The 21,694-nt window shown below is 67.0% G+C and carries 16 protein-coding genes; 7 read left to right on the top strand and 9 right to left on the bottom strand.

The genetic code is table 11. The annotated features are described in order from the left end of the window. Positions 1-73: 73 nt before the first annotated feature. Together LRP66_RS01545 and LRP66_RS01540 are read right to left on the bottom strand one after the other, a co-directional pair. Entirely contained in the window at positions 74-3,052 is a 2,979-nt protein-coding gene (locus tag LRP66_RS01545) for a TonB-dependent receptor plug domain-containing protein (RefSeq protein ID WP_230480734.1), read from the bottom strand. A gap of 129 nt (positions 3,053-3,181) precedes the next feature. After that, complete coding sequence (locus LRP66_RS01540; RefSeq protein WP_230480733.1) at positions 3,182-6,223, bottom strand: glycosyl hydrolase family 28-related protein; 3,042 nt, start codon at positions 6,221-6,223, stop codon at positions 3,182-3,184. 233 nt (positions 6,224-6,456) lie between these two features. Between LRP66_RS01540 and LRP66_RS01535 the strand changes: the two genes are divergently transcribed. After that, on the top strand, positions 6,457-6,951 hold the full coding sequence (locus LRP66_RS01535; RefSeq protein ID WP_230480940.1) for a gluconokinase: 495 nt from the start codon (positions 6,457-6,459) through the stop codon (positions 6,949-6,951). A gap of 5 nt (positions 6,952-6,956) precedes the next feature. Here LRP66_RS01535 and LRP66_RS01530 read toward each other — a convergent pair whose 3' ends face one another. Both LRP66_RS01530 and LRP66_RS01525 read right to left on the bottom strand, forming a co-directional pair. After that, entirely contained in the window at positions 6,957-7,634 is a 678-nt protein-coding gene (locus LRP66_RS01530; protein ID WP_230480939.1) for a FadR/GntR family transcriptional regulator, read from the bottom strand. A 15-nt stretch (positions 7,635-7,649) separates the two neighbouring features. Beyond that, entirely contained in the window at positions 7,650-8,996 is a 1,347-nt protein-coding gene (locus LRP66_RS01525) for a GntT/GntP/DsdX family permease (protein ID WP_230480732.1), read from the bottom strand. Positions 8,997-9,282: 286 nt separating this feature from the next. On the opposite strand from LRP66_RS01525, the gene LRP66_RS01520 reads away from it, so the two are divergent. After that, on the top strand, positions 9,283-9,552 hold the full coding sequence (locus LRP66_RS01520) for a helix-turn-helix domain-containing protein (RefSeq protein WP_230480731.1): 270 nt from the start codon (positions 9,283-9,285) through the stop codon (positions 9,550-9,552). A gap of 72 nt (positions 9,553-9,624) precedes the next feature. Then, entirely contained in the window at positions 9,625-12,642 is a 3,018-nt protein-coding gene (locus LRP66_RS01515) for a glycosyl hydrolase family 28-related protein (protein WP_230480730.1), read from the top strand. 21 nt (positions 12,643-12,663) lie between these two features. On the opposite strand, the gene LRP66_RS01510 is transcribed toward LRP66_RS01515, so the two are convergent. Further along, on the bottom strand, positions 12,664-14,181 hold the full coding sequence (locus tag LRP66_RS01510; RefSeq protein ID WP_230480729.1) for a DHA2 family efflux MFS transporter permease subunit: 1,518 nt from the start codon (positions 14,179-14,181) through the stop codon (positions 12,664-12,666). A 305-nt stretch (positions 14,182-14,486) separates the two neighbouring features. On the opposite strand from LRP66_RS01510, the gene LRP66_RS01505 reads away from it, so the two are divergent. Further along, a complete protein-coding gene (locus LRP66_RS01505) occupies positions 14,487-15,407 on the top strand; it encodes a type III polyketide synthase (RefSeq protein ID WP_230480728.1) in 921 nt (306 codons plus the stop codon). Further along, positions 15,404-15,919, top strand: coding sequence for an isoprenylcysteine carboxyl methyltransferase family protein (locus tag LRP66_RS01500; protein WP_230480727.1), 516 nt, complete (start codon positions 15,404-15,406; stop codon positions 15,917-15,919). The genes LRP66_RS01505 and LRP66_RS01500 overlap by 4 nt, the downstream gene beginning before the upstream one ends. On the opposite strand, the gene LRP66_RS01495 is transcribed toward LRP66_RS01500, so the two are convergent. Next, a complete protein-coding gene (locus LRP66_RS01495; protein WP_230480726.1) occupies positions 15,885-16,136 on the bottom strand; it encodes a hypothetical protein in 252 nt (83 codons plus the stop codon). The genes LRP66_RS01500 and LRP66_RS01495 overlap by 35 nt on opposite strands. Before the next feature lie 164 nt (positions 16,137-16,300). Between LRP66_RS01495 and LRP66_RS01490 the strand changes: the two genes are divergently transcribed. Both LRP66_RS01490 and LRP66_RS01485 read left to right on the top strand, forming a co-directional pair. Next, positions 16,301-17,569 carry an MFS transporter gene (locus LRP66_RS01490; protein WP_230480725.1) on the top strand — a complete coding sequence of 423 codons (1,269 nt, stop codon included), beginning with the start codon at positions 16,301-16,303 and terminating at the stop codon, positions 17,567-17,569. A 76-nt stretch (positions 17,570-17,645) separates the two neighbouring features. Beyond that, positions 17,646-18,722 (top strand): ABC transporter ATP-binding protein, encoded by a 1,077-nt coding sequence (locus LRP66_RS01485; protein ID WP_230480938.1) that lies wholly within the window; start codon positions 17,646-17,648, stop codon positions 18,720-18,722. On the opposite strand, the gene LRP66_RS01480 is transcribed toward LRP66_RS01485, so the two are convergent. From LRP66_RS01480 to LRP66_RS01470, 3 genes are read right to left on the bottom strand one after another with little or no spacing between them, the layout of a single operon-like run. After that, complete coding sequence (locus LRP66_RS01480; protein WP_230480724.1) at positions 18,712-19,566, bottom strand: carbohydrate ABC transporter permease; 855 nt, start codon at positions 19,564-19,566, stop codon at positions 18,712-18,714. The two genes, LRP66_RS01485 and LRP66_RS01480, sit on opposite strands and share 11 nt — an antisense overlap. Further along, positions 19,557-20,438: a carbohydrate ABC transporter permease gene (locus LRP66_RS01475; protein ID WP_230480723.1), complete on the bottom strand. Its 882-nt coding sequence runs from the start codon at positions 20,436-20,438 to the stop codon at positions 19,557-19,559. Before LRP66_RS01475 ends, LRP66_RS01480 begins: the two co-directional genes overlap by 10 nt. After that, entirely contained in the window at positions 20,435-21,658 is a 1,224-nt protein-coding gene (locus LRP66_RS01470; RefSeq protein ID WP_230480722.1) for an extracellular solute-binding protein, read from the bottom strand. Before LRP66_RS01470 ends, LRP66_RS01475 begins: the two co-directional genes overlap by 4 nt. Positions 21,659-21,694 lie beyond the last annotated feature (36 nt).

The following is a 21,694-nucleotide window of genomic DNA, read 5'->3' as shown; positions in this document are numbered from 1 at the left end:
TCTCACCGGTTAAACCGTATCGGCAAGGAGAAACGGGCGGCGGCTGTCCTGCCGCCGCCCGTTCACGCCTGGATCAGAACTTCGCGCGCAGGCCGATGCGGTAGAAGCGGCCGAGCGTGTCGTAGAGCGCCGGGTTGACGTCCAGACCGGTATTGGTCTGCGGCGACGGCACGGGATCGCGGTTGAGCAGATTGTCGACCTTGAAGAACATGCTGACCGCAGGCGTGACGGCCAGCGAGCCGCCGATATCCAGGTAGAAGGCGCCCGACATGTAATTGCGGTCGATCGTCGGGTTGTTGCCGGTCGAGACGGGGCAGTTGGTCGAGCAGACGACATATTGGTTGCCGATCACGCCGCTGCTGAACCAGCGTTCCTGGACCAGCAGGCTGAACTTGTCGGTGTCGTAGCTCTGGATCGCCAGCCATTTCCAGTCGGGCGTCGCACCCGAATTGGCGCCCGCGCTGTCGACCGGGATCGTGCCGGGCAGGCCCGGATCGGTGACGAACTTGATGACGTGGGTGGCGAGGGCACGCAGCGTCAGGTTACCGCCCATGCCCAGCGGATTGCGCCACTGGTAGCTGCCCTCGATATCGAAGCCGCTGGTCTTGATCGACGCGAGGTTGAACGCCTGGACGTTGACGAAGTTGGGGCCTGCCGTGTTCTGAAGGTTGAAGGCCGAACAGGTCTCGGTATTGCCCTGGAAACACAGGTTGACGATCTGCGCCGCCGACAGGCTGGAGACGACGTCGTTCACCTTGATCGTGTAATAGTCGAACGACAGGCTCAGGCCGGGAAGCCAGCTCGGCCGTGACAGGACGACGCCCGCCTCGGTGCTGCGCGCGATTTCGGGGCGCAGATTCGGATTGCCCAGCGTGTTCTGGATGATCAGCACCTGGGTGTTGCGGAACGGATCGGTGAAGTTGGGAACGGTCGTCGTGGTCGGCGCCGCGAACAGCTCCGACAGGTTGGGGGCACGGACGTCGCGCGACGTCACCGCGCGCAGGCGGAACCCGTCGAGCGGCGTGTCCCAGGTGCCGCCGATCTTCCAGGCATAGACCCTGCCGGACGTCGAATAGTGCGTCGCACGGCCCGCCGCGTTCAGATTCGCCCGGCCGAGCGCCTCCGAATTGAGGATGGGCAGGTTGAGTTCCAGGAAGCTTTCATAGACGTCGTACTTGCCCGACCCGTTCTTGTAATTGCCCGCATACCAGTTGCTGCCGGTGGTCGAGTTGAGGAACGGATCCGACGGATACATCGCCGAATTGGGGCTGATGTCCGATACGCCCGCGCCATAGGGATCGGCGTTCACGCGGTACGCCTCCCGCCGATATTCGACACCGGTCGCGATCGACAGCGGTCCGGCCCACAGATCGATCAGGTTGCCCGAGATCGTGCCCGCCGCCACGTCCTGGGTCTGGCGGGTATGCTGGAACGGGCCGTTGGCGGGGACGATATAGGCGAGCGCGGCGGCGGACGGCACGGCGCCGCCGAAGATGTTGATCGGCTGGCATCCGCTGGCGCGCGCGGCGGCGTTGGCGCAGACGATCTGACCGTTCAGCGTGGTCGCGTTGATCGCCTGATTATAGCGACCCGTCAGACTGATATTGTCGACATTGATATCGGTGACGTTGATGCCGTGCTCGTAATAGACGTCGTAGTTCCAGCTTCCGCCGAACACCTCGGCCTTGCCCTTCAACCCGCCGACGAAGCGATACTGGCGGCGGTCGGTGTTCACCTTGATGTTGGGCAGGATCGCGTTGCTCAGGCCATAGCCGAAGCTTGTGATGCCGTTGGCGGCACATTGCTGCTGGATCGATTGTGGCAGGTAGGGATTGGAGCACTGGATGGTCAACCCGGTCTTCGCCGCGCCGGGATTGGGCTGGTTGCTGGTGCGGACCTGCGCGATATTGGCGGTCACATAAAGCTCGGCATCGGGCGCGATGTCATAGCCGATCCGGGTGTAACCATTGATCCGCTCCAGCGCCGATTGCAGCGAGGTGCCCGATCCGACATGCCCCGACTGGTCGCCGCCGACGCAGAAGCCGACATAGCAGCCGATGACATTGCCCGCCGCGTTCTTCGCGGGCATGCCGTTCGAGCCATATTGGAACGGGAAGGGATTGCCGTTGGCGTCGAATGCCGTCCCCTGGAGCGGGCCGGAGCTGATCAGGCCGTATTTGGTGTATTGATAGGCCTGGCCGTGATCGCGGTAGAGGAATTGCGGCGTGCTGGCGTTGCGAACGCCGGTATCGACCAGCGTGGTGGCGCGATACCAGTCGCGGCTGCCCGCCAGATCCTCACCGAAATTACCGGGGCCGACGCCCTGGTCCTTGGCATATTCGCCGCTCAGGATGACGTGCAGCTTGTCGCCGGCCAGCGACTTGCCGAACGCCGCCTGTGCCAGCACCTGGCCATCGTCGCCATAGGTGGTGACGCCCGTCTGGAGGTTGCCCTTGAAGCCGGTGAACCGCGTGTCGGTGATGAAGTTGATCACGCCGCCGACCGCGTCCGAACCCCAGGACGCCGATGCGCCACCGGTGACGACGTCGACCCGCTTGATCAGGAGTTGCGGGAACTGGCTGATGTCCGGAACACCGGTGACGTTCGCGCCGACGACGCGCTGGCCGTCGAGCAGGGTCAGGGTCCGGATCGTGCCAAGGCCCCGAAGCGAGAAGGAACTGAGACCCTGCTGGCCGCTGGAGGTGCTGAACGTGCCCGTCGTCGCGCCGGTCGACCCCTGGAGCGAGGGCAATTGCGCGACCGTGTTGAAGATATTGGGTTGCGCGTTCTGCTGGATCTGCTCCTCCCCGATCACCGTCGTCGGCGTGGGCGCATTGTAGCCGTTGGCGGTAATCCGGGTGCCGGTGACGATAATGTCCTTGGCACTCGTCGCGGGTTCCTGCGGTTCGGCGGCGGGCGTCGCGACCTCCGGCGACGCGGTCTGCTGCATCGGCGCCGCCCAAGCCGGCGCGGCGATCAGCGCCAGGGCCAGCGCCGCGATGCTGGTAGCGTTACCGTATTTGGTTGCGACGCAGGTCCGCCGCTTGCTCATTCTCATGTGATCCATCCCCTCGAACCGGTGGGATCGCCCCGGTTCGTCGGAGCTGCCCTTCCTTGTCACCCCATCTTATCGCGGCCACGGTCGCGGGGCATCTACGACCATGGTCGGTATGGCGATCGATCAGGGACGCGCCGCGTAGAGCGCATGGTGGCTCAGGATGAACAGCGTCCGACCGTCGGCGCCCCCGAAAAGGAGCTGCAACGGACGCTCCGGGACGTCGATCCGCCCCTGTTGCGTACCATCCGGCGCATAGACGAAGACCTGTCCGTTCGCGACGTAGACTCGGCCGTCCGGCCCCGTCGCCACGCTTTCGCCACCGCGATCGGCGAAGGGCTTGAGATCGGTGATCGCGCCACCCGCGCCGAGCAGGCCGGTATAGGTCCGGTCCTCCGACCCGTTGGCGATCGCGATCCGCGTGCCGGGCTTCGCCGTGACGAGGCCATAGGTGTCGAGCGTGTCGGAAAAGCGCCAACCGCGATGATCGGCCGGACCCTGCTGCCAGACGCGGAAGGCGGGCAGGGCGATGCTACCGTCGGGTGCGACATAGCTGCCGGCCTTGGGCGTGGCGATATCGCGCGCGAACATCTCGGCGAGCGTGGTGAAGCGGTCGGTGGCGGGATCATATTGATCGCGGAATTCGCCATTGTCCCACAGGCTGCCCGGCATCACGATCCGCGTGTTGGGAGACACGCTGGCGGTCGGCAGGATCGGCGTGACCGTAGCGGGCGCCCTGGGGTCGATGCTGTAGACGCTGGCCTCGGCTCCGGCGGAGGACAGCACCATCAGCCGTCCCGAACCGTCGACCGCCAGATTGACCGGATCGAGCGGCGCGTCGCTGACGATCGACAGGCCCTCCTGCTCGCTCCAGCCGTGGATACGCTGGAAATAGCGGTCGACGAAATACAGCTTCCCGCTCGCATCGATCGCGCCGCCGCCGAGCGAATAGAAGCCGTCTGCAAGACGTCGGACCGGCGCCATCGCCGGGGCGGGGGCGGGCAGCGGTTCGGGGGTCACGTCCAGGGTGGCGAATTCCCGCTCCCGGACCTCGACACCCCGCGTCATGTCGCGCACGGCATTCTCGTAAGGGTATTTGCTGGCGCGCAGATACGTGCCGCAGCCATCCGCCTGACAGGTGGAAAATCCGCTCTCGGCATTCACATGCACGTTGCGGAAGCGGATGTCGTTTACCCCGTACAGCGCGATGGCGGCACGCGCGGGCTGGAGCGAGCGGGTGACGCGATAGGCGTGGAGATTGGCGAACAATATATCGCGCGCGTTCCGCACCTCGAAGGCGACGGCGTCGCGGCTTTCGCCCGCTTCCTCCTCGGTCTGCGGCGCCAGGAATTCCCAGTGCGCGACATTGTCGACCACGATTTCGGCGCGCCGGTGATGCTCGGCGGAGAGCTGATAGACATGTCCCGGCGTCTCGGTATCCGAGACTTTCATGCCAGCAGAGGCATAGGTGTCCGGGGTCCACAGCCCGTTGAAGGTGCCGCCGCCGCCATCGGTCACCCACAGGCTGGGATATTGACCGTCCCAGCGCTGCGCCGGATCGGGGTCGCCGGTGTGATCCGCGTTATAGGGATCGAAGCGACTGCCATCGGCACGGAAGGTGCCGTGGCCGCCCTGAAACTTGACGTCGTCGACCAACGAGTCGGCGCCCGCCCGCCAGAGCAGGGCGCTCGCGCGCGGATTGCGCCCGCCCGTTGCCAGCCCCAATCCCGTCACGATGGCGTCGCCACCGCGCGCGCTTTCGATCAGTCCCCTGGCGCTGCCGATACCACGGAAGCCGGGACTGTCGTCCGTCAGCACGATCTGGGTCAGGCTGGGATGAAGCCCGATCAGGACGCTGTCGGGACGGAGTCTCAGCGTATCGCTCACCCGGTAGAAGCCTGCCGGGAAATACAGGACGCGATGGCTGTCGATCGCCTGTTGCAACGCGGCGGTGTCGTCTGTGCTGTCGTCGCCCTTGACGCCCAGGTCGCGGACGCTGCGCCACTCGGTGACCGGAGGTAGCGCGCGGACGGCCTGCCGCACGGTGCGCGGCGTGGTGAAGGGGCCGAACTCGGCCTTCGTCTCATAGCGGCCGGTCTGACCCAGAGACGGCACGGTCATGCCATAGCCGAAACGCTGCATCCGATACCGCCGCCCCGGCGCGGCCACGTCGCGGCCACTGTCGCGGAAATGCGCGAAGACGGGCGTGTCGACGCCCGTCGCCCCCTCGAACCCGATCTGGGTATAGGCGTTGCCCTCGTTGCCGATCACGACGCCAGCACGACGGACGCGTTCGAATCGGACGTCCTTTCCCCATAGCCAGTCGCCATAGCCGCGGTCGATCTCGATCCCGACGGGCACGTTGCGGATGACGGTATTGATCAGGGTCAGCCCCGCCTCATGCTCGCGGATCGCGGCGTCACGCTGTCCGTCGAAGCTGGAGTCGATCAGCGTGTAGGACCAGGCGGGCGAGGGCTTTTCGGTCAGGATGCCGTAGCGACCGCCGTGGAAATGCAGGTCCTGCCCCAGATTGCCGACCTGATAGATCCCGGCCAGCGCGTCGCCGAGCCGGAAGTCGATATGCGCCAGATAGCTGTGCTGCGCGGTGTGGAAACGGACGGCGGTCGCCGCCGGGTTGCCCTTGCCGATCTCGAAATCGACATTGGCCATCGCGGAGTAGAAGGTGCCCGAATTCGCATCGGCTATGGTCGGATCGAAGGGTACGCTGGTGGGGGGCGGGACCGGCACGCGGGGGGCTGGCCTGGCAGCGTCCGGCGGCAGCGTGCCCGTGAAGAAGACCATCGTGCCGACGCCCGTCTGGAACCCCGGCGTGTTGGGGGCGAGGACGAAGACGGGCCGGGTCCGGCCTACGCCGAACAGCCGCACGCCCGGCCGCATATACAGCGTTCGGGCCAGGCGATAGCGGCCGGAGGGCAGGAACACGATGCCCCCGCCACCCTGTCCCGCGACGCTGTCGATCGCTTGCTGGATCATAGCGCCGTCGTCGGTACGTCCGTCGCCCCGTGCATGAACGGTCACCGCGCGCGGATCGGCGGGGGCCACGGCGAAAACCGAGGTTCGATCGGCCGCCAGCGCCGGGTATGCGCTGATACCGGCAAGGAGGGCGAGCAGGGCCGGGCGAAGACGGCGCGGGCGGGGGCGCGACATGACGGTCATCCTCTTTGCGGGGAACGGATAGGGGGTAAGGGCATTGCGATAGCCACCGCCCGGTCGGGGTGCGATTGCGACAAAGGTCGTAATGGCCTTTCTCGCGGCAACGCCGGATAGCGGTGATCGGACAATTCCCGCGGCACGGCGCGGGCCAGGGACAAGGGCGACGGGTGACGACGGCGGGGAACAGCATCGAAGCGATGGCGGCATCGGCCTGCGCGATCGTCGTGATGGGGGTCAGCGGCACCGGCAAGACGACGCTGTCGCAGCGGCTCGGCACCACGCTCGGCTGCCCGGTCCTTGAGGGCGACGACTATCATTCGGCCGCCAACGTGGCCAAGATGCAGACGGGGCATCCGTTGACCGATGAGGATCGATGGCCCTGGCTCGACCGGCTGGGCGCGGCGATCGGTACGACGGCGCGCGAGCGTGGCATCGCCGTCGCGGCCTGCTCCGCACTGCGGCGCGCGTATCGCGAGCGGTTGAGCCGGGCGGCGGGCGTACCCCTGTTCTTCCTCTTGCTCGACACCGGTGCCGAGCAGATCGCGCGGCGGATGCGCGGTCGCTCGGGCCATTACATGCCGCCCAGCCTGCTGGACAGCCAGTTGGCGACACTCGAGCGGCCGGGGGCGGACGAATGTGCGCTGACGCTCGACGCCGGGCGATCGCCCGACCTGCTCGTTGCGGAAGCCCTGGCCTGGATCGAGGGGAAGCGGAACGGCTGATCCGTTCATGGCATGAGCCGCTTGCGCCCCTGAGACAAATGCCACCGCATCGCCAGCGCCGCTCCGTCCGCGTCGCGCGCCCGGATCGCGTCGACGATCGCGTCATGCTCGCCCATCATCGCATCGATCACCTCGGGCGGGCGCGAGCGGGAAATGTCGACGCCGGCGCGCAGAATGTGCATGACCTCGTCCTCCAGATGATCGAAGACGGGGAGGAACGCCGAATTGCCCGTCGCCTCGACGATCGCGCGGTGGAGCAGCCAGTCCTCCTCATGCGCGGGCGCGTCCGACAGCAGGGCGGCACGAAGCGCCGCGAGCGCCTGTTCGATCACGTCGAGTTGCTCGGTCGACCGTCGCATCGCCGCCAATCGTGCGGTTTCCGCCTCGAGTACGAAGCGGACTTCATAGGTGCCCAGCGTCTTGGCGAGCTCGTCCATCGGCATGTGCGTGCCCAGCCGTTCGGATGGGCGGCGCTTGACGTAGGATCCGGCACCGCGCCGCGCCTCGGTAATGCCATCCGACGCCAGCCGCGCGAGCGCCTCGCGCACGATCGTCCGCGACATGCCGAACGTCTCGGCCAGCCGCGCCTCGGATGGCAGGCGGTCGCCGATCACGAGCCCCTCGTCATTGATGATGCGGACGATCGCCGTATAGGCCCGGTCCGCCAGCCGCCCCTCGTTCATCACGCCTTCCCCCCTTCAGACGAACTGACTCAACAGGACCACGAGCGCGAGGCCGACCACGGAGATCACCGTCTCCAGCATCGACCAGGTGCGGAAGGTGTCGGCGGTGCTGGTTCCGACATAGCTCTTGACCAGCCAGAAGCCCGGATCGTTGACATGGCTGAAGAACACCGATCCCGCGCCGATCGCGAGCACGACCAGTTCGGGCGCGACGCCCGAGCCCGCCACCACGCCGGGCATGATGCCGACCGCGGTGATCGTCGCGACCGTCGCCGATCCCGCCGCGAGCCGGATGCCGACCGCGACCAGCCAGCCGAGCAGCAGCGGAGAGATCGCGTACATGGTGACGAGCCGGGCGAGCAGATCCGATAGTCCGGCGGTGACGAGCACCTGCTTGAGCGCGCCGCCTGCCCCGATCGCCAGCAGGATCGCGCCCGCCGCGCCCATCGTCTCGTGCCACACCGCGTCCTGTATCCTGGCCTCGCGCAGGCGTCGCCCGAACAGCAGCGGCAGCGCGAGGAGGTTGGTGACGAGCAGCGCGATCACCGGATTGCTCGCCGCGACCAGCCATGTCGCCCCTTTGAGCGACGGCGAAAGCTGCCCCAGCTCGCCGGTCGCGATCAGCAGGACGGGCAGCAGGACGATCAACAGCGCCGCGCCCCGCCCCGGCGTCGCGATGTCGAGCCGGTGGTCGCCGAGGACCGGGGGCGCCAGGCGGACGCCGGGGGTGACGATCCGCGCCAGGACCGGCCCGGCGATGATCGCGGTCGGAATGGCGACGATGATTCCGTAGAGCATCGTCCGGCCCAGATTCGCCCCCAGCGCCTCGACTGCGAGCAACGGGCCGGGATGCGGCGGGACGAGCGCATGGACGACGCCGAGGCCCGCCAGTGCCGGCATGATCAGCCGCAGCTTGGCGGCGTCGCGCGCAGGGCCGTCGGGCGCGTCCATCGCTTCGGCGGCGGCGACCACGATTGGCAGGAGAAGGACGAGACCGGTTTCGAAGAAGAGCGGCAGGCCGATCAGGATCGCGATGCCCAAGGTCGCCCATGGGGCGGCGCGTGCGCCGGTCAGCCGCAGCGCGCTTTGCGCCAGCGCCGCGGCGGCGCCCGAAAGGTGGAGCATCGCCCCCAGCGACAGGCCCAGCGCCACGACCAGCCCCGTCCCGCCGACGATGTCGCCGACGCCCTTCTGGACCGCCTTGGCGATATCGGCCAGCGGCAGTCCGGCCAGCAGGCCGACCGCGAACGCCCCGCAAAGCAAGCCGATGAAGGGATGCAACCGCCCGCGCACGATCATCAGGACGGCAAGGAGAATACCCGCCAGCGCGGCGGCGATCAGGCGCAGGTCCTCGCCCGTCATCGCAACGTCCGCAAGACCATGGTCATGCCGTTCGGATCGCGCATCCACACCCCTCCTCGATGTCGGGGCGGTGCCTTCACCTGCCCCGTGGCTTTCATGCAACTTGTACGACAGGTTTTTGCGGATCGGCAACCGAAAAGGCTTGATCCAAGGCAAAAGCTGGAGGATTTGTAGAAATCTGTCCAACCGAATCCGTCCGATAGGGTCGGTTGGGCCGACGATCGGACCAGTCGGCGCATATGACCGACGGCCGATGGCCCGATGGGCCATATGGAGGAGGATGACGATGGAAGGGATGCAATCGATCGCCCATCAACCCGCGAATCCGGGCCTTGCGCTGCCCCCGGTTCAGGCCGGGATCGCGCAGTTGACGCCGACGCAGATGAAGGTGCTTCGCGGAGTCCATTCGGGCCTGCTGAACAAGCAGATCGCCTACGACCTCGGTATCGCCGAGGCGACGGTGAAGGCACACATGACCGCCCTGATGCGCAAGCTCAACGTGCGCAACCGAACGCAGGTGGCGATCGCGGCGCAGGCGTTCAGCCTCTACGCCTGACCCTTCGCTTAACTTGGTTTGGCGACGCCGGCGGCCCGGCGGTTACGATATGGCCGAAACGGGGAGAGAGCGATGAAGGCGAACTGGCTGCTAGGCGCGGCGGTGGTGGTGGCGGCTGTGCCGTCGATGGTGACACCGGCCATGGCGCAATCCGTTACCTCGATCTATCGCACGGCGCCATCGGACCCGGCGGCGGTGACGATCCGCGGCATCGGCGACGGCAAGGCGGACGACAGCGCCGCGATCCAGCAAGGCATCGACGCGGCGGCGAAGGGTGGCCATGGCGGCATCGTCTTCCTGCCCTCGGGCCGATACCGCATCACCCGCACGATTATCCTGCGATCGGGGGTTCGGATCTTCGGGGTCGGTGCGACCCGGCCGGAGATCGTGCTGGCGGACGCGACGCCGGGCTTCGGCGCGGGCATCGCCGCCATGCTGACCTTCGCGGGTGAGGATCAGTATCGCTCGGGCAAGCCCCCGGTGCCGGTGTCGACCACGGTGCCGCACGACCCCACTCTGTTCGACGCCACCTCGACCACCTTCTACTCGGCGCTCGCCAATATCGACTTCCGGATCGGGGAGGGGAATGCTGGCGCCGTGGCGGTGCGGTTCCGCGTCGCGCAGCACGGCTATCTGCGTCATGTCGACTTCCACCTGGGTTCGGGTTTCGCAGGCATCTACCAGGCCGGAAACGCGGCCCAGTCCCTGCGCTTTTTCGGCGGCCGGTATGGTATCGTTACCGAGAAGACGTCGCCCGCCTGGCAGTTCACGCTGATCGACTCCGATTTCTCGGGCCAGCGCGACGCGGCGATCCGTGAGCATGAGGTCGACCTGACGCTCGTCAACGTCGCGATCCGCGACACGCCCGTCGGCATCGAGATCGATCGCGGCTATTCGGATTCGCTTTGGGGGAAGGGCGTCCGGTTCGAGAATGTCCGGGATGCGGGCGTGCTGATCTCTTCGGAGAAGAGCGTGTTCACGCAGATCGGCTTCGATGATGCGGTCGGGATCGCGACGCCGGTCTTCGCGCGCTTCCGCGATAGCGGCCGGACCGTCAAGGGGGCGGGGCCGCGTTACCGGGTTGCCGACTTTTCCTATGGATTGAAGGTGCCGACACTCGGCCAGACGGGAGATTTCGCCACCGACGTGACGATGACCCCGCTGGGGAAGGTGCCCGCGCGCGCCAGACCGGCGATCCCCGCACTGCCGCGGGTGGCCGCCTGGACCAACGTGCATACGCTGGGCGTCAAGGGTGACGACGCCACCGACGACACCGCCGCGCTCCAACGGGCGATCGATACCCACCGCGTCCTCTATCTGCCGATGGGGCGCTACCGGATCAGCGACACGTTGCGGCTTCGCCCCGACAGCGTGCTGATCGCGCTGCACCCCAGTCTCACCCATATCTATCTGGCCGACGACTCGCCCGCCTATCGCGGCGTCGGCTCTGCCCACGCGCTGCTGGAAAGCGCCAGGGGCGGGGCGGGGATCGTGTCGGGCGTGGGGCTTTGGACGGGCGGGGTCAATCCGCGCGCCACGGCCCTGCTCTGGAAGGCGGGCGAAGCCTCGCTGGTCGACGACGTCAAGATCCAGGGCGGCGGTGGCACGGTGCTGACCCGCGGCAGCCCGATCCGCTTCGGCAGCGACCAGGCTCGCTTCGACGGCCAATATCCCAGCATCATGGTGACCGATGGCGGGGGCGGTACGTTTAACGCCTTGTGGTCGCCCAACACGCTGGCGTCGGCGGGTTTCCACGTCTCCAACACGACGACGCCGGGCCATGTCTACCAATTGTCGGCGGAGCATCACTATCGCGCCGAGATCGTGCTCGATCACGTCGCCAATTGGGAATTCCTGGCGCCGCAGACCGAGCAGGAGGTGCGCGACGGGGTGAATGCGGTGTCGACCGAATTCCGTCATAGCCGGAACATCCTGTTCGCCAATTACCACGGCTATCGCGTCACCCGCACCGCCAAGCCGATGGATGCGGCGATCAAGCTCTACGACTCGGGCGATATTCGCCTGCGCAACGTCCATGTGAATGCCGAGAGCGGCTTCGCCAGTTGCGACGCGAAGGGGTGCGGCACCTTCGTCCGGGCCAGCAAATACCCGTTCGAGAATGCGATCAAGGACATGACCCGCCAGACGGAGGTGCGCGAGCGTGAATTCGCCAAGCTCGACGTTCCGACCGCTCCAGCGACCGCCGCGACGGCCTCGACCGTCCCGGTCACGCCGGGCGTGCGCAAGCTGGCCGATGGCTTCTATTCGATCGCCGGCGGTGCGCTGGACGCGAAGGGAAAGCTCTATTTCATCGATCGCTTCTTCCAGCGTATCCATAGCTGGTCGCAGGCCGACGGGCTGGGCATCGTCGCGGACGCGCCGCTCGACGCGGTCAATCTGGCGGTCGACCGGTCGGGTAAGCTGTTCGTCCAATCCTCCGCCGGGCGCGACGGCACGGTCTACAGCATCGATCCGGCAAGGCCGGATGCCGTCACCGTCATCGCGCCGACGCCCGCCCGGGCGCATGACGGTGCGACGACGCTGTTGCCGGTCAATGTCTGGGCCAATGGCGAGTTCGCGGATCGGATCGATCCCAAGACCTATCTCTATCCGACCATGGCCGATCTGTTCGCGGCCAAGATGGGCGAGCCCAAGCCGCAGGAATATGTCTCGCCCGATGGTTCGCTGGTGCTGCCCGCCTTTCGCGTGTGGAACCAGGGGCCGGACGATCATCGCGGCTGGCGGTGGTCGGACACGCTCGACGCCTATGGCTTCACGTCGGCGGGCGCCGGGCGCGAGGTCGTCCTCACCAACGCGTCGGAGAACAGGACCTATGCGGGCCGGGTCGGGACGGAGGGTCGGGTGACCGACCTGCGCGTTCTGGCCGAGCGTGGCGGGGAGAGCGTCGCGCGCGATGCGGCGGGCAACCTGTACGTCGCGAACGGCCAGGTATTCGTCTATGCGCCCGACGGTCGGCTGCTCCGGCGGATCGACACGCCGGAACGGCCGCTGCAGTTGCTGGTCGATCGGACCGGAGCGGGGCGCCTGTTCATCCTGGCGCATCACGCGCTCTACGCCATGGACCTCTGACCGGCACGGCGGACGCCGGGATCAGTCCTCCGGCGTCCGCCGTACCCAGAAGACGGCGATCAGGGTTACGACGGTCAACAGCCCGCACATCAGCCAGGCGATGTTGACCGAGGGGACCAGCGCCGCCTTCTCGACCAGGGGGCGAACCAACTCGACGGCGAAATCGTCCAGTGGCTGTCCGCGCTGCTCGAGAAAGGCGTCGCGGGGAATGCCGATCTTCAGCGCGGTGTCGAGGTCGCCCGCCTGGAGCCTGGCCGCGATCCGATGACCCTCGCTCGCGGCATGACTGAAGATCACCGTATCGATCAGCGCGAGGCCGACCGCGCCGCCCAGATTGCGCATCAGGTTGAACAGTCCGCTGCCATCGGCGACGAGATTTTTGGGCAGTCGGCCGAGCGCCATCCGGGTCGGCGGCAACAGGCAGAACATGATCGCGGCGCCGCGTATGACCTGCGGCACGATCATCGCATGGAAGTCGGTGTGGGCGGTCTGACCGCTGCTCAGCAGCAGGCCGACCGCGAAGAGGGCGAAGCCGAACGCGGTCAGCCAGCGCGGATCGACCCGCCGCTCGGCATAGACGGCGATCGGTGCGGCGAGGAGTTGCGCGATACCGGTCACCAGCATGATCTCGCCGATCCGCAACGCGCCGTGCCCCCGGACGAGCCCGAGGAAGAAGGGCATCAGATAGGTCGAGCCGAGCAGGCTGAACCCCAATGCGAAGCTGAAGACGCAGCCGATCGCGAAGTTGCGATCGGCCATGCAGCGCAGTTCGACCAACGGCTCTGCCGCGCGCCAGGTGCGAACGACGAAGCCCGCGCCGCACAGCAGGAAGATTGCCAGCAGCACGACGACATGCGCATTGCCCCAGCCATAGCCGGGCGCGTCCTTCAATCCGATCTGCAATGCGACGAGGCTGATCGCCATCAGCAGCAAGGCGAGGATGTCGATGCGACGCCGTGGCCGATCCTGCTCGACCGGATCGCGCCCCCGCAGCAGCAACGCGACGCCCAGCGCGGCGGCTATGCCTGGCAGGATGTTGATGCGGAACAGCCAGTGCCATGAAAAGGACTGGGTGACCCATCCACCGACGATCGGCCCGATGGTTGGCGCCAGCACGGCCGCGACGCCCGCGATCGTCGTGGCCAGCCCCTGAACACGCTCCGGAAACAGGAGGAACACCGCCGAAAAGACGATCGGGATCAACGTGCCGCCCGAAAAGCCCTGAAGCACCCGCCACAGGATCAGGCTTTCGAAACTGCCGCTCAGCGCGCAGCCCAGCGATGCGAGGGTGAAGAGGCTGACCGCGATCACGAACAATCGCCGCATGCCCAGCCGGTCGGTCAGGAAACCGGTCAGCGGGATCGCAACGATCTCCGCCGTGAGGTAGGCCGTCTGGATCCACACCATGCGATCGACGGGGATCTTCAGGGCCGCCTGGATGGTGGGCAGCGAGGTGGCGACGATCTGTATGTCGAGGATCGCCATGAACATGCCGAGGCACATACAGGTGAAGCCGAGCCACTCGCGGACCCCCGCCATTTGGGTGTCCGTCGAAGTCGTGGCGGGCGGGGCGGTCATCTGAACCATGTTTGCACGTTCGCCACCATCCTCGTATCCCGAACAGTATTTCGCGTCGGAATGAACCTGCCGCAACGCGGATCGTTGCGCCCGGGAATCCTTTTTCGCCGGATCGCCGGCTAGTCGGACGGTGCATGTCTCAGCCGGTTGCCATTCTCTCCCTCGCCACGCGAACGCCCCAGCATATGCTCTCGCAGGATCAGGCCCTGGCCACTGCGAGGGACCTGATCGGAGACCGATTTTCGGACTTCGATCGTTTGGCGCCCGTGTTCGATCATGCGGGTGTCGGAACCCGTCAACTCGCCATGCCGCTGGAATGGTATCGCACCCCGCGTTCGTTCGAGGAGCGGAGTGCGGCCTATCTCGACGTAGCGCTCGACCTGTATGTCGAGGCGGCACGTGCGGCGCTGGACGAAGCCGGACTGGCGGCGGAGGCCGTGGATACGATCGTCACCATATCCTCGACCGGCATCGCCACGCCCAGTCTGGAGGCGCGGGCGATGGCGCGGCTGCCCTTCCGCAATGACGTGCGGCGGGTGCCCGTATTCGGTCTGGGCTGCGCGGGGGGCGCGACGGGCATGGGACTGGCGGCGGAACTGGCGCGCGCGCGGCCGGGATCGATCGTCCTGTTCGTGACCGTCGAATTGTGCAGCCTGGCGCTGCGCACGCACGAAGCCGACAAGGCCGACCTCATCTCCACGGCGCTGTTTGGCGACGGCGCGGCGGCCTGCGTGCTGCGGGCGGGCGAAGACGGATTCGCGCGGATCGTCGGCAATGCGGAGAAGACCTGGAACGATACGCTCGACATCATGGGCTGGCGGACCGAGGCGAGCGGGCTGGCAGTCGTCCTGAACCGTGCCATCCCCGCATTTGCCGAGCGTGAGATGCGACAGGCGCTGACCGAAATGCTGGCCTCGCAAGGCCTGGCGCTGTCGGATATCGATCGCTTCATCTGCCATCCCGGCGGCGCCAAGGTGCTAGATGCGCTGGAGAAGGCGCTCGAGCTGGACAGCGGCACGCTCGCGGAGGAGCGGAACGTGCTGCGTGAGCATGGCAACATGTCGGCGCCGACCGTCCTCTTCGTCCTGGACCGCTATCGCCGGATGGGCCTCCCGCCGCTATCCCTGCTCAGCGCGCTCGGGCCGGGCTTCACCGCGTCGTCGCTGGTGTTGCAGGGGAATGGATGATGCTGCCCTATCTGATCATGGCGTTCGTGACGCTTCAACGGCTGAGCGAACTCGTCATCGCGCGGCGCAACACGGCGCGCCTGATGGCGGAAGGCGCGCGGGAATATGGCGCGTCGCATTATCCGGTCATGGTCCTGATGCACACCGCCTGGCTGCTGGCACTGTGGTTCAGTGTCGGCGGGCGACCGGTGTCATGGCCGTTGCTGCTCGTCTTCGTCTTTCTCCAGGCGATGCGGATCTGGGTTCTCGCGACGCTGGGCCCGCGGTGGACGACGCGGGTCATCGTCCTGCCGGGCGCGCCGCTCGTCGCGCGCGGACCGTTCCGCTTCCTGCGCCACCCCAATTACGTGGTCGTCACGGCGGAACTGGCGGTCCTTCCGCTCACCTTCGGATTGGTGTGGATCGCGGCGCTGTTCACGGTGCTCAACGCCGCGATGCTTTATGTCCGGATCGGTGTCGAGAACCGGGCGTTGGGCATCACTTCCGAACCGTCGCCTCGCGCTCGGCCTTGATCTTCAGCATCGCGGCATGACAGACCGGCGACGTCTGCTCGATCTTCGCGATCATACAGGCCTCAACCTTCTTCCGGCTCATCGTCTTCATCTCGGCCGGGCAAAGTCGACGCGCCTCGGCGACGCAGGCCTTTTTGCCGGGATCGGGCTCGGCCAGCGCTGCGGTTCCGGCAAACGCCCCGAGCATGATCGGAACCAGTGCGGCGCGGATCGCCAAAGCCCTATATGTCATTACGCCGAACCTCGTCCTGACGTCGCCATCCGGCGCCGCTCCATGTGTCGATATCGCGTCAAAGCGGTGGGGGACGCAAGCCCGCACAGTAGGGCGTCGATACATGTCGTGGCGGATGGCAGGCGCTTCGACGCATCGCGATCGTCCTCATGACGCAATCCGCCCACTCGACCGAGGAAACGGGGCGAGCGCCCGACGCGCTGGTCAAGGGGTCGGCGGCCTATCGCCGCCTGACGCTCGCCATGCTGTTCGCCGGGTTCGCCACCTTTTCCACGCTCTATGCGGTTCAGCCCCTGCTTCCGGAACTCGCCGCGCATTACCGGCTCAGTGCCGAGGCGGCGTCGCTGGCGGTGTCGATGGCGACGGGCCCGCTCGCCTTCGGGATCTTGGTGGCGGGGGCGGTGTCCGATCGGTTGGGGCGGCGCTCGCTGATGACCGCCGCGATGATGGCGGCGGCGACCCTGACGCTGGCGAGCGCCGTCGCGCCGGGGTGGTACGCGTTGCTCGCCTTGCGGTTGCTCGCCGGGCTCGCGCTGGCGGGCGTGCCAGCCGTCGCCATGGCCTATGTCGCCGAGGAAGTGGATGCAGGGTCGATCGGCTCCGCCATGGGGCTCTACATCGCGGGAAGCGCGCTGGGCGGCATGGGCGGGCGGCTGATCGCCAGCCTCGTCGCGGCGGTGGCCGACTGGCGATGGGCGATTGCGGCGGTCGGCCTGGCCGGGCTCGCCATGGCGGAGGCGTTCCGCCGTCTCGCTCCCCGGTCGCGGCGGTTCGTGCCCGGCGAGGCGGATTGGCTCGCCCTGCCGCGCGGGGCGCTGACGCTGTTCCGTGATCCTGCGCTTCGGTTGCTCTATGCGGAAAGCTTTCTGCTGATGGGCATGTTCGTGACCGTCTACAATTATGCCGGGTTTCACCTGCTCGGTGCGCCCTATCATCTGGGACAGGCGACGGTCGGCGCGATCTTCCTCCTCTACATTCTCGGATCGGTCAGCTCGAGCGTCTTTGGCGGACTGGCCGGGAAGGTCGGGCGGCGAAAGGTCTTCTGGCTGCCGACGGCACTGCTGATCGCGGGCGTGGGCCTGACCCTCGCCGCGCCATTGTGGATGGTCGTGATCGGGATCGCCATCGTGACGATCGGTTTCTTCGGTGCGCATTCGATCGCCAGCGCTTGGGTCGGGCGGCGGGGCGGCGCGATGCGCGGGCAGGCGGCGGCCTGGTATCTGTTCTTCTACTATATGGGGTCGAGCGTGCTGGGTTCGGCGGGAGGGTTCGCCTGGACCCGAATGGGCTGGCCCGGCGTCGTGACCTTCTGCCTGGCGCTGGGGACGCTCGCGCTGATCGGCAGCGTGCTGCTGATCCGGGTCCGGCCGCTCGCCGTCGAGCCCGCTCCGGCGCCCGTCGTGCCGCCGCAGGCCTGAGCCTCTAATGGCTTGTAATGCGGGCGGGACGCGCCGACACTCGACCATGGATGGGGAGGAATGCGGCTTGGCGGGCGTGGTGATCGAGCATCTGGGCAAGCGCTTCGGCAGTACCACCGTTCTGCATCCGACCAGCCTGTCGATCGAGGCGGGGGAATTCGTCGTGATCGTCGGTCCGTCTGGCTGCGGCAAGTCGACGCTCCTGCGGCTGATCGCGGGGCTGGAGGAGCCGTCCTCGGGGCGTATCGCGATCGGGGGGCGTGACGTCACCGACGCGCCGCCTGCCGAGCGGGAACTGGCGATGGTGTTCCAATCCTATGCGCTCTACCCGCACCTGACCGTCGCGGAGAATATCGCCTTTCCGTTGAAGGTCGCGCGGGTCCCCAAGGGCGAGATCGCATCGCGAGTCGTGGCGGTGGCCGATACGCTCGACCTGACGCCGCTTCTCGACCGGCGTCCACGCGCTCTGTCGGGTGGGCAGCGGCAGCGGGTGTCGATCGCGCGCGCGGTGGTGCGCAAGCCGAAAGTCCTCCTGCTGGACGAGCCGCTGTCCAATCTCGATGCCGGGTTGCGGGTACGGATGCGGCACGAATTCGCGCGGCTGCACCAGAGCCTGGGGTGCACGATGATCTACGTCACCCATGACCAGTTGGAGGCGATGACGCTCGCCAACCGCATCGTGGTGATGGCGGAGGGACGGATCGAACAGGTCGGTGCGCCGATGGAGCTCTACGCCGCGCCCGCCACGCTGGCGGTCGCGCGTGCGATCGGTTCGCCGGGAATGAACCTGATGCCCGCCACCGTGATCGCTGCCGATGCGGACGGCGCCACGCTGCGGCTGGAGGACGGCGCGACGGTCGTTACGCGTGCCGACATGGCTGCGGGGTCCGTTGGCGAGGCGGTGACGCTCGGTATTCGGCCCGAGCATCTGCGACCCCGAGCGGACGGCGTGTTCGGTGGCCCGATCGAGCTGTTCGAGCGACTTGGTCCGCTATCCTTCGCACATCTTGGCGGGCGGGCCGAGCCGATCGTCGCGCAATTGCCCGGCGATCATGCCGTTCGCCTGGGAGAATCGATGTCGATCGGTGCCTGCCCGAGCGACGTGCATGTCTTCGCGGCGGATGGGCGGGCCTATCCCCGGCTCAGCCCTTGACGCTGCCCCCCAGCAGCCCGGTGATGTAGTAGCGCTGCAGGGCCAGGAAGATCAGCAGGACGGGCAGGGTGGTGACCACCGCCGCCGCCATCATCAACTCGCCATCCGCGGCATGTTCGCGCCCGATCGCCGCGACCGCGACCGGAAGCGTGTATTTGTGCTGATCGGCGAGGACGATCAGCGGCCAGAGAAAGTCGTTCCACGACCCCAGGAACAGGAAGACCGCCAGCGTCACCGTGACCGGCGCGAGCAGCGGAAGGACGACCGAGACGAAGATCCGCGCCTCGCTCGCCCCGTCGAGCCTTGCCGCGTCGAGCATCTCGTCGGGGATCGACAGCGTGGCCTGCCGGACGAACAACACCGCGAATATGCCCGCCAGGCTGGGCAGGATCACACCCGCGTAGCTGTTGACCAGCCCCAGTTCCTTGAAGATCAGGAACAGCGGCAGCATCGCGATTTGTCCGGGAACGACCAGGCTGGCGATCAGCAACTGCAGCAGACGCTCGCGCCCACGAAAGCGAAGCTTGGCGAAGGCATATCCGGCGGGCACGGTCAGGAGCAGGCCCAGGAGTGTGGACGCGGTCGCGACGATCACGCTGTTCCACAGCGCGGGCATGATGCGATAGTCGAACCAGGCGCCATCGATCAGCCGCCGGGCGAGAAGCTCGTGATAATTGTCGAGCGTCCAGTGGCTCGGCCAAAGCGGCGGCGGAAACGCACTCGACGCGCCGCGCGGCATGAACGACACCAGCACCATCCAGACGAGCGGAAGCGTCGTCAGCAGCGTGATCCCTGCGATCAGCGTATTGGCGAGGATCGCGCGCGCGCGCCGCGTCACAGCCATTCGTAGCGCCGTCCGATACCCGTCTGGATGATGGTCAGGCCGAGGATCAGCAGGAACAGGACGAAGGCGACCGCCGAAGCCTGGCCCAGATTCCACCATTTGAACCCTTCGTCGAACAGGAAGTAGAGCACCGTCGTCGTGCTCTGCGCGGGGCCGCCGAGTGTCATCACATAGGGTTCGGCGAAGAGCTGGAGAAAGCCGGCGACGCTCATCACCGCCGCCAGCAGCAGCGTCGGTCCGATCGCGGGCAAGGTGACGTGGCGGAAGCGCCGCCAGCGCCCCGCCCCGTCGAGGCGCGCGGCCTCCATCAGGTCCTGCGGCACGGCTGCCAGCGCGGCGGTGAACACGATCATGTTGTAGCCGAAGATCTTCCACGTGACGAAGAGCAGGATCGCCGGGATCGAGGAATGGGGATCACCCAGCCAATCCACGCCGGACAATCCGATCGATCGCAGTGCGTAGTTGATCAGCCCGAACTGCGTATTCAACAGGAAGCGCCAGACGACGGCGGTCGCGACCACGCTCGTGACATAGGGGGCGAAGAGCAGCACCCGCCAGAGTGGCTTCCATCGGACCGTCCGGTCATGAAGGAGCAGCGCCACCGCCAGCGAGGTCCCGATCGCCATCGGCACGCCCAGCAGCGCGAACACGCCCGTATTGGCGAGCGCACGCCAGAACAGCGGCGTGGCGAAGAGATCGATGAAATTGCCCACGCCGACGAACTTCAGGTTCGACCAGTCCGCCAGCGCGTAGATGCTATAGTCCGTGACCGAGAGGCCGAAGGCGAGGACGGTCGGTAGCAGGAAGACGAGGAGGATGATCGCCAGCACGGGCAGCGTGAACGCCCAGGCAGCGCGTTCCTGTCGGGTCATGCGATCCGGCCCGCATCGACCAACGCGCGACGCTTGGCGAGCAACGCATCGACGCGGCGGTCCATCACCTTCGTGCCCTCGTCGATCGAATATTGCCCGCGCACGACGCGTTCGGCGACGATCTGAACGTCCAGGCGGATCCGCTCCATCTCGACGATGTCGGGCTGACGCGCCGGGGCGGCCATCTGCGCGGCGAAGGGGGCGATGACGGCGCCGGACAGTTGCGGGCTCGTCCAGGCGTCGATCCGCGCGGGGAGATTGCCGATCAGGCGCTGGTAGGTCAGTTCGCTGTCCGCCGAGGTCAGGTGGCGCAGCAAGGCCCAGGCCTTGTCGGGGCGCCGCGATCGGGCGGAAACCGCGAGGTTCGCGCTGATCGCCGAAACGCGGCCCGGTCCGCCGGGCCCGGGCATACGCGCGACCGCCCATCGGCTCGCCGGAATCTCCCCGGCGCGTCGCCGCAGGTCGAGCAGCAATGATGGCCCGCTGGGGTAGATCGCGAAATAGTCCCGCGCGAATGCACCCACCGGATCCTGCAATTCGGTCGACAGCGCGCGCGGGGCGAGGCCGTCGTCGAACAGCGACTTGTAGAAGGCGAGCGCGGCGCGGAATTCCGGGCTGGAAAAGTCACCGCGCGTATTCTGGTCACGCAACAGGCGCGACCGGGTCTGCCCGGCGAAGGTGAACAGCGTGTCGAACCAGTTCAGATAGGACAGCACGGCATAGCGGTCCGGCCATCGCCTCTTGATCGCCAGCGCCATATGCCGCCAGCTCTCCCAATCCTCCGGCGGGGCTTCATATCCGACCGCCCTCAACAGGTCGGATCGATAGAACTGCATCTGCGGCGCGACCGACCAGGGCACCGCATAGTCGCCCCCCGGCAGGCGTGCCGAGGCGAGAATCGAGGGGAATATGTCGGCGACCAGCGTCGCATCGGGAACCCGCGCGATCGCCCCGATCATGGCGAACTCGCCGATCCAGCCATTGGGCAGCATCAGCACGTCCGGCATCGCATCGCCCGCAAAGGCGGTCAGCAGCTTTTCGTGCGCAGCGGTCCAGGGAAGCGACTGTACGTCGACGGATATGCCCGTCGCACGGGTGAAGGCGGGCATGAGCATCGGCGAATAGTCGCCCTCATAGCTCATCGCCCACATGGACAGCGTTCCGGGATCCCGCCGGGTGGTGCAGCCCGCCACGGCGATCGCGGGAACGGCCGCCAGCATCGCGCGACGGCTGATATGGGGCCGTTTCGCTTCCTC

Origin of the sequence: Sphingomonas sp. Leaf21, from assembly GCF_916858675.1 — a bacterium.
In the GTDB taxonomy this organism is placed as follows: domain Bacteria; phylum Pseudomonadota; class Alphaproteobacteria; order Sphingomonadales; family Sphingomonadaceae; genus Sphingomonas.
This window is presented reverse-complemented; position numbering and strand designations above follow the sequence as displayed.

What these genes read in the sequence shown, in the direction of transcription:
- LRP66_RS01545 (WP_230480734.1), bottom strand. Translation starts at nt 3,052, where the DNA reads ATGAGCAAGCGGCGGACCTGCGTCGCAACCAAATACGGTAACGCTACC.
- LRP66_RS01525 (WP_230480732.1), bottom strand. Translation starts at nt 8,996, where the DNA reads ATGACGGGCGAGGACCTGCGCCTGATCGCCGCCGCGCTGGCGGGTATT.
- LRP66_RS01470 (WP_230480722.1), bottom strand. Translation starts at nt 21,658, where the DNA reads ATGCTGGCGGCCGTTCCCGCGATCGCCGTGGCGGGCTGCACCACCCGG.
- LRP66_RS01500 (WP_230480727.1), top strand. Translation starts at nt 15,404, where the DNA reads ATGATGCTGCCCTATCTGATCATGGCGTTCGTGACGCTTCAACGGCTG.
- LRP66_RS01540 (WP_230480733.1), bottom strand. Translation starts at nt 6,223, where the DNA reads ATGTCGCGCCCCCGCCCGCGCCGTCTTCGCCCGGCCCTGCTCGCCCTC.
- LRP66_RS01530 (WP_230480939.1), bottom strand. Translation starts at nt 7,634, where the DNA reads ATGAACGAGGGGCGGCTGGCGGACCGGGCCTATACGGCGATCGTCCGC.
- LRP66_RS01520 (WP_230480731.1), top strand. Translation starts at nt 9,283, where the DNA reads ATGGAAGGGATGCAATCGATCGCCCATCAACCCGCGAATCCGGGCCTT.
- LRP66_RS01480 (WP_230480724.1), bottom strand. Translation starts at nt 19,566, where the DNA reads ATGGCTGTGACGCGGCGCGCGCGCGCGATCCTCGCCAATACGCTGATC.
- LRP66_RS01475 (WP_230480723.1), bottom strand. Translation starts at nt 20,438, where the DNA reads ATGACCCGACAGGAACGCGCTGCCTGGGCGTTCACGCTGCCCGTGCTG.
- LRP66_RS01535 (WP_230480940.1), top strand. Translation starts at nt 6,457, where the DNA reads ATGGGGGTCAGCGGCACCGGCAAGACGACGCTGTCGCAGCGGCTCGGC.
- LRP66_RS01515 (WP_230480730.1), top strand. Translation starts at nt 9,625, where the DNA reads ATGAAGGCGAACTGGCTGCTAGGCGCGGCGGTGGTGGTGGCGGCTGTG.
- LRP66_RS01510 (WP_230480729.1), bottom strand. Translation starts at nt 14,181, where the DNA reads ATGGCGGGGGTCCGCGAGTGGCTCGGCTTCACCTGTATGTGCCTCGGC.
- LRP66_RS01490 (WP_230480725.1), top strand. Translation starts at nt 16,301, where the DNA reads ATGACGCAATCCGCCCACTCGACCGAGGAAACGGGGCGAGCGCCCGAC.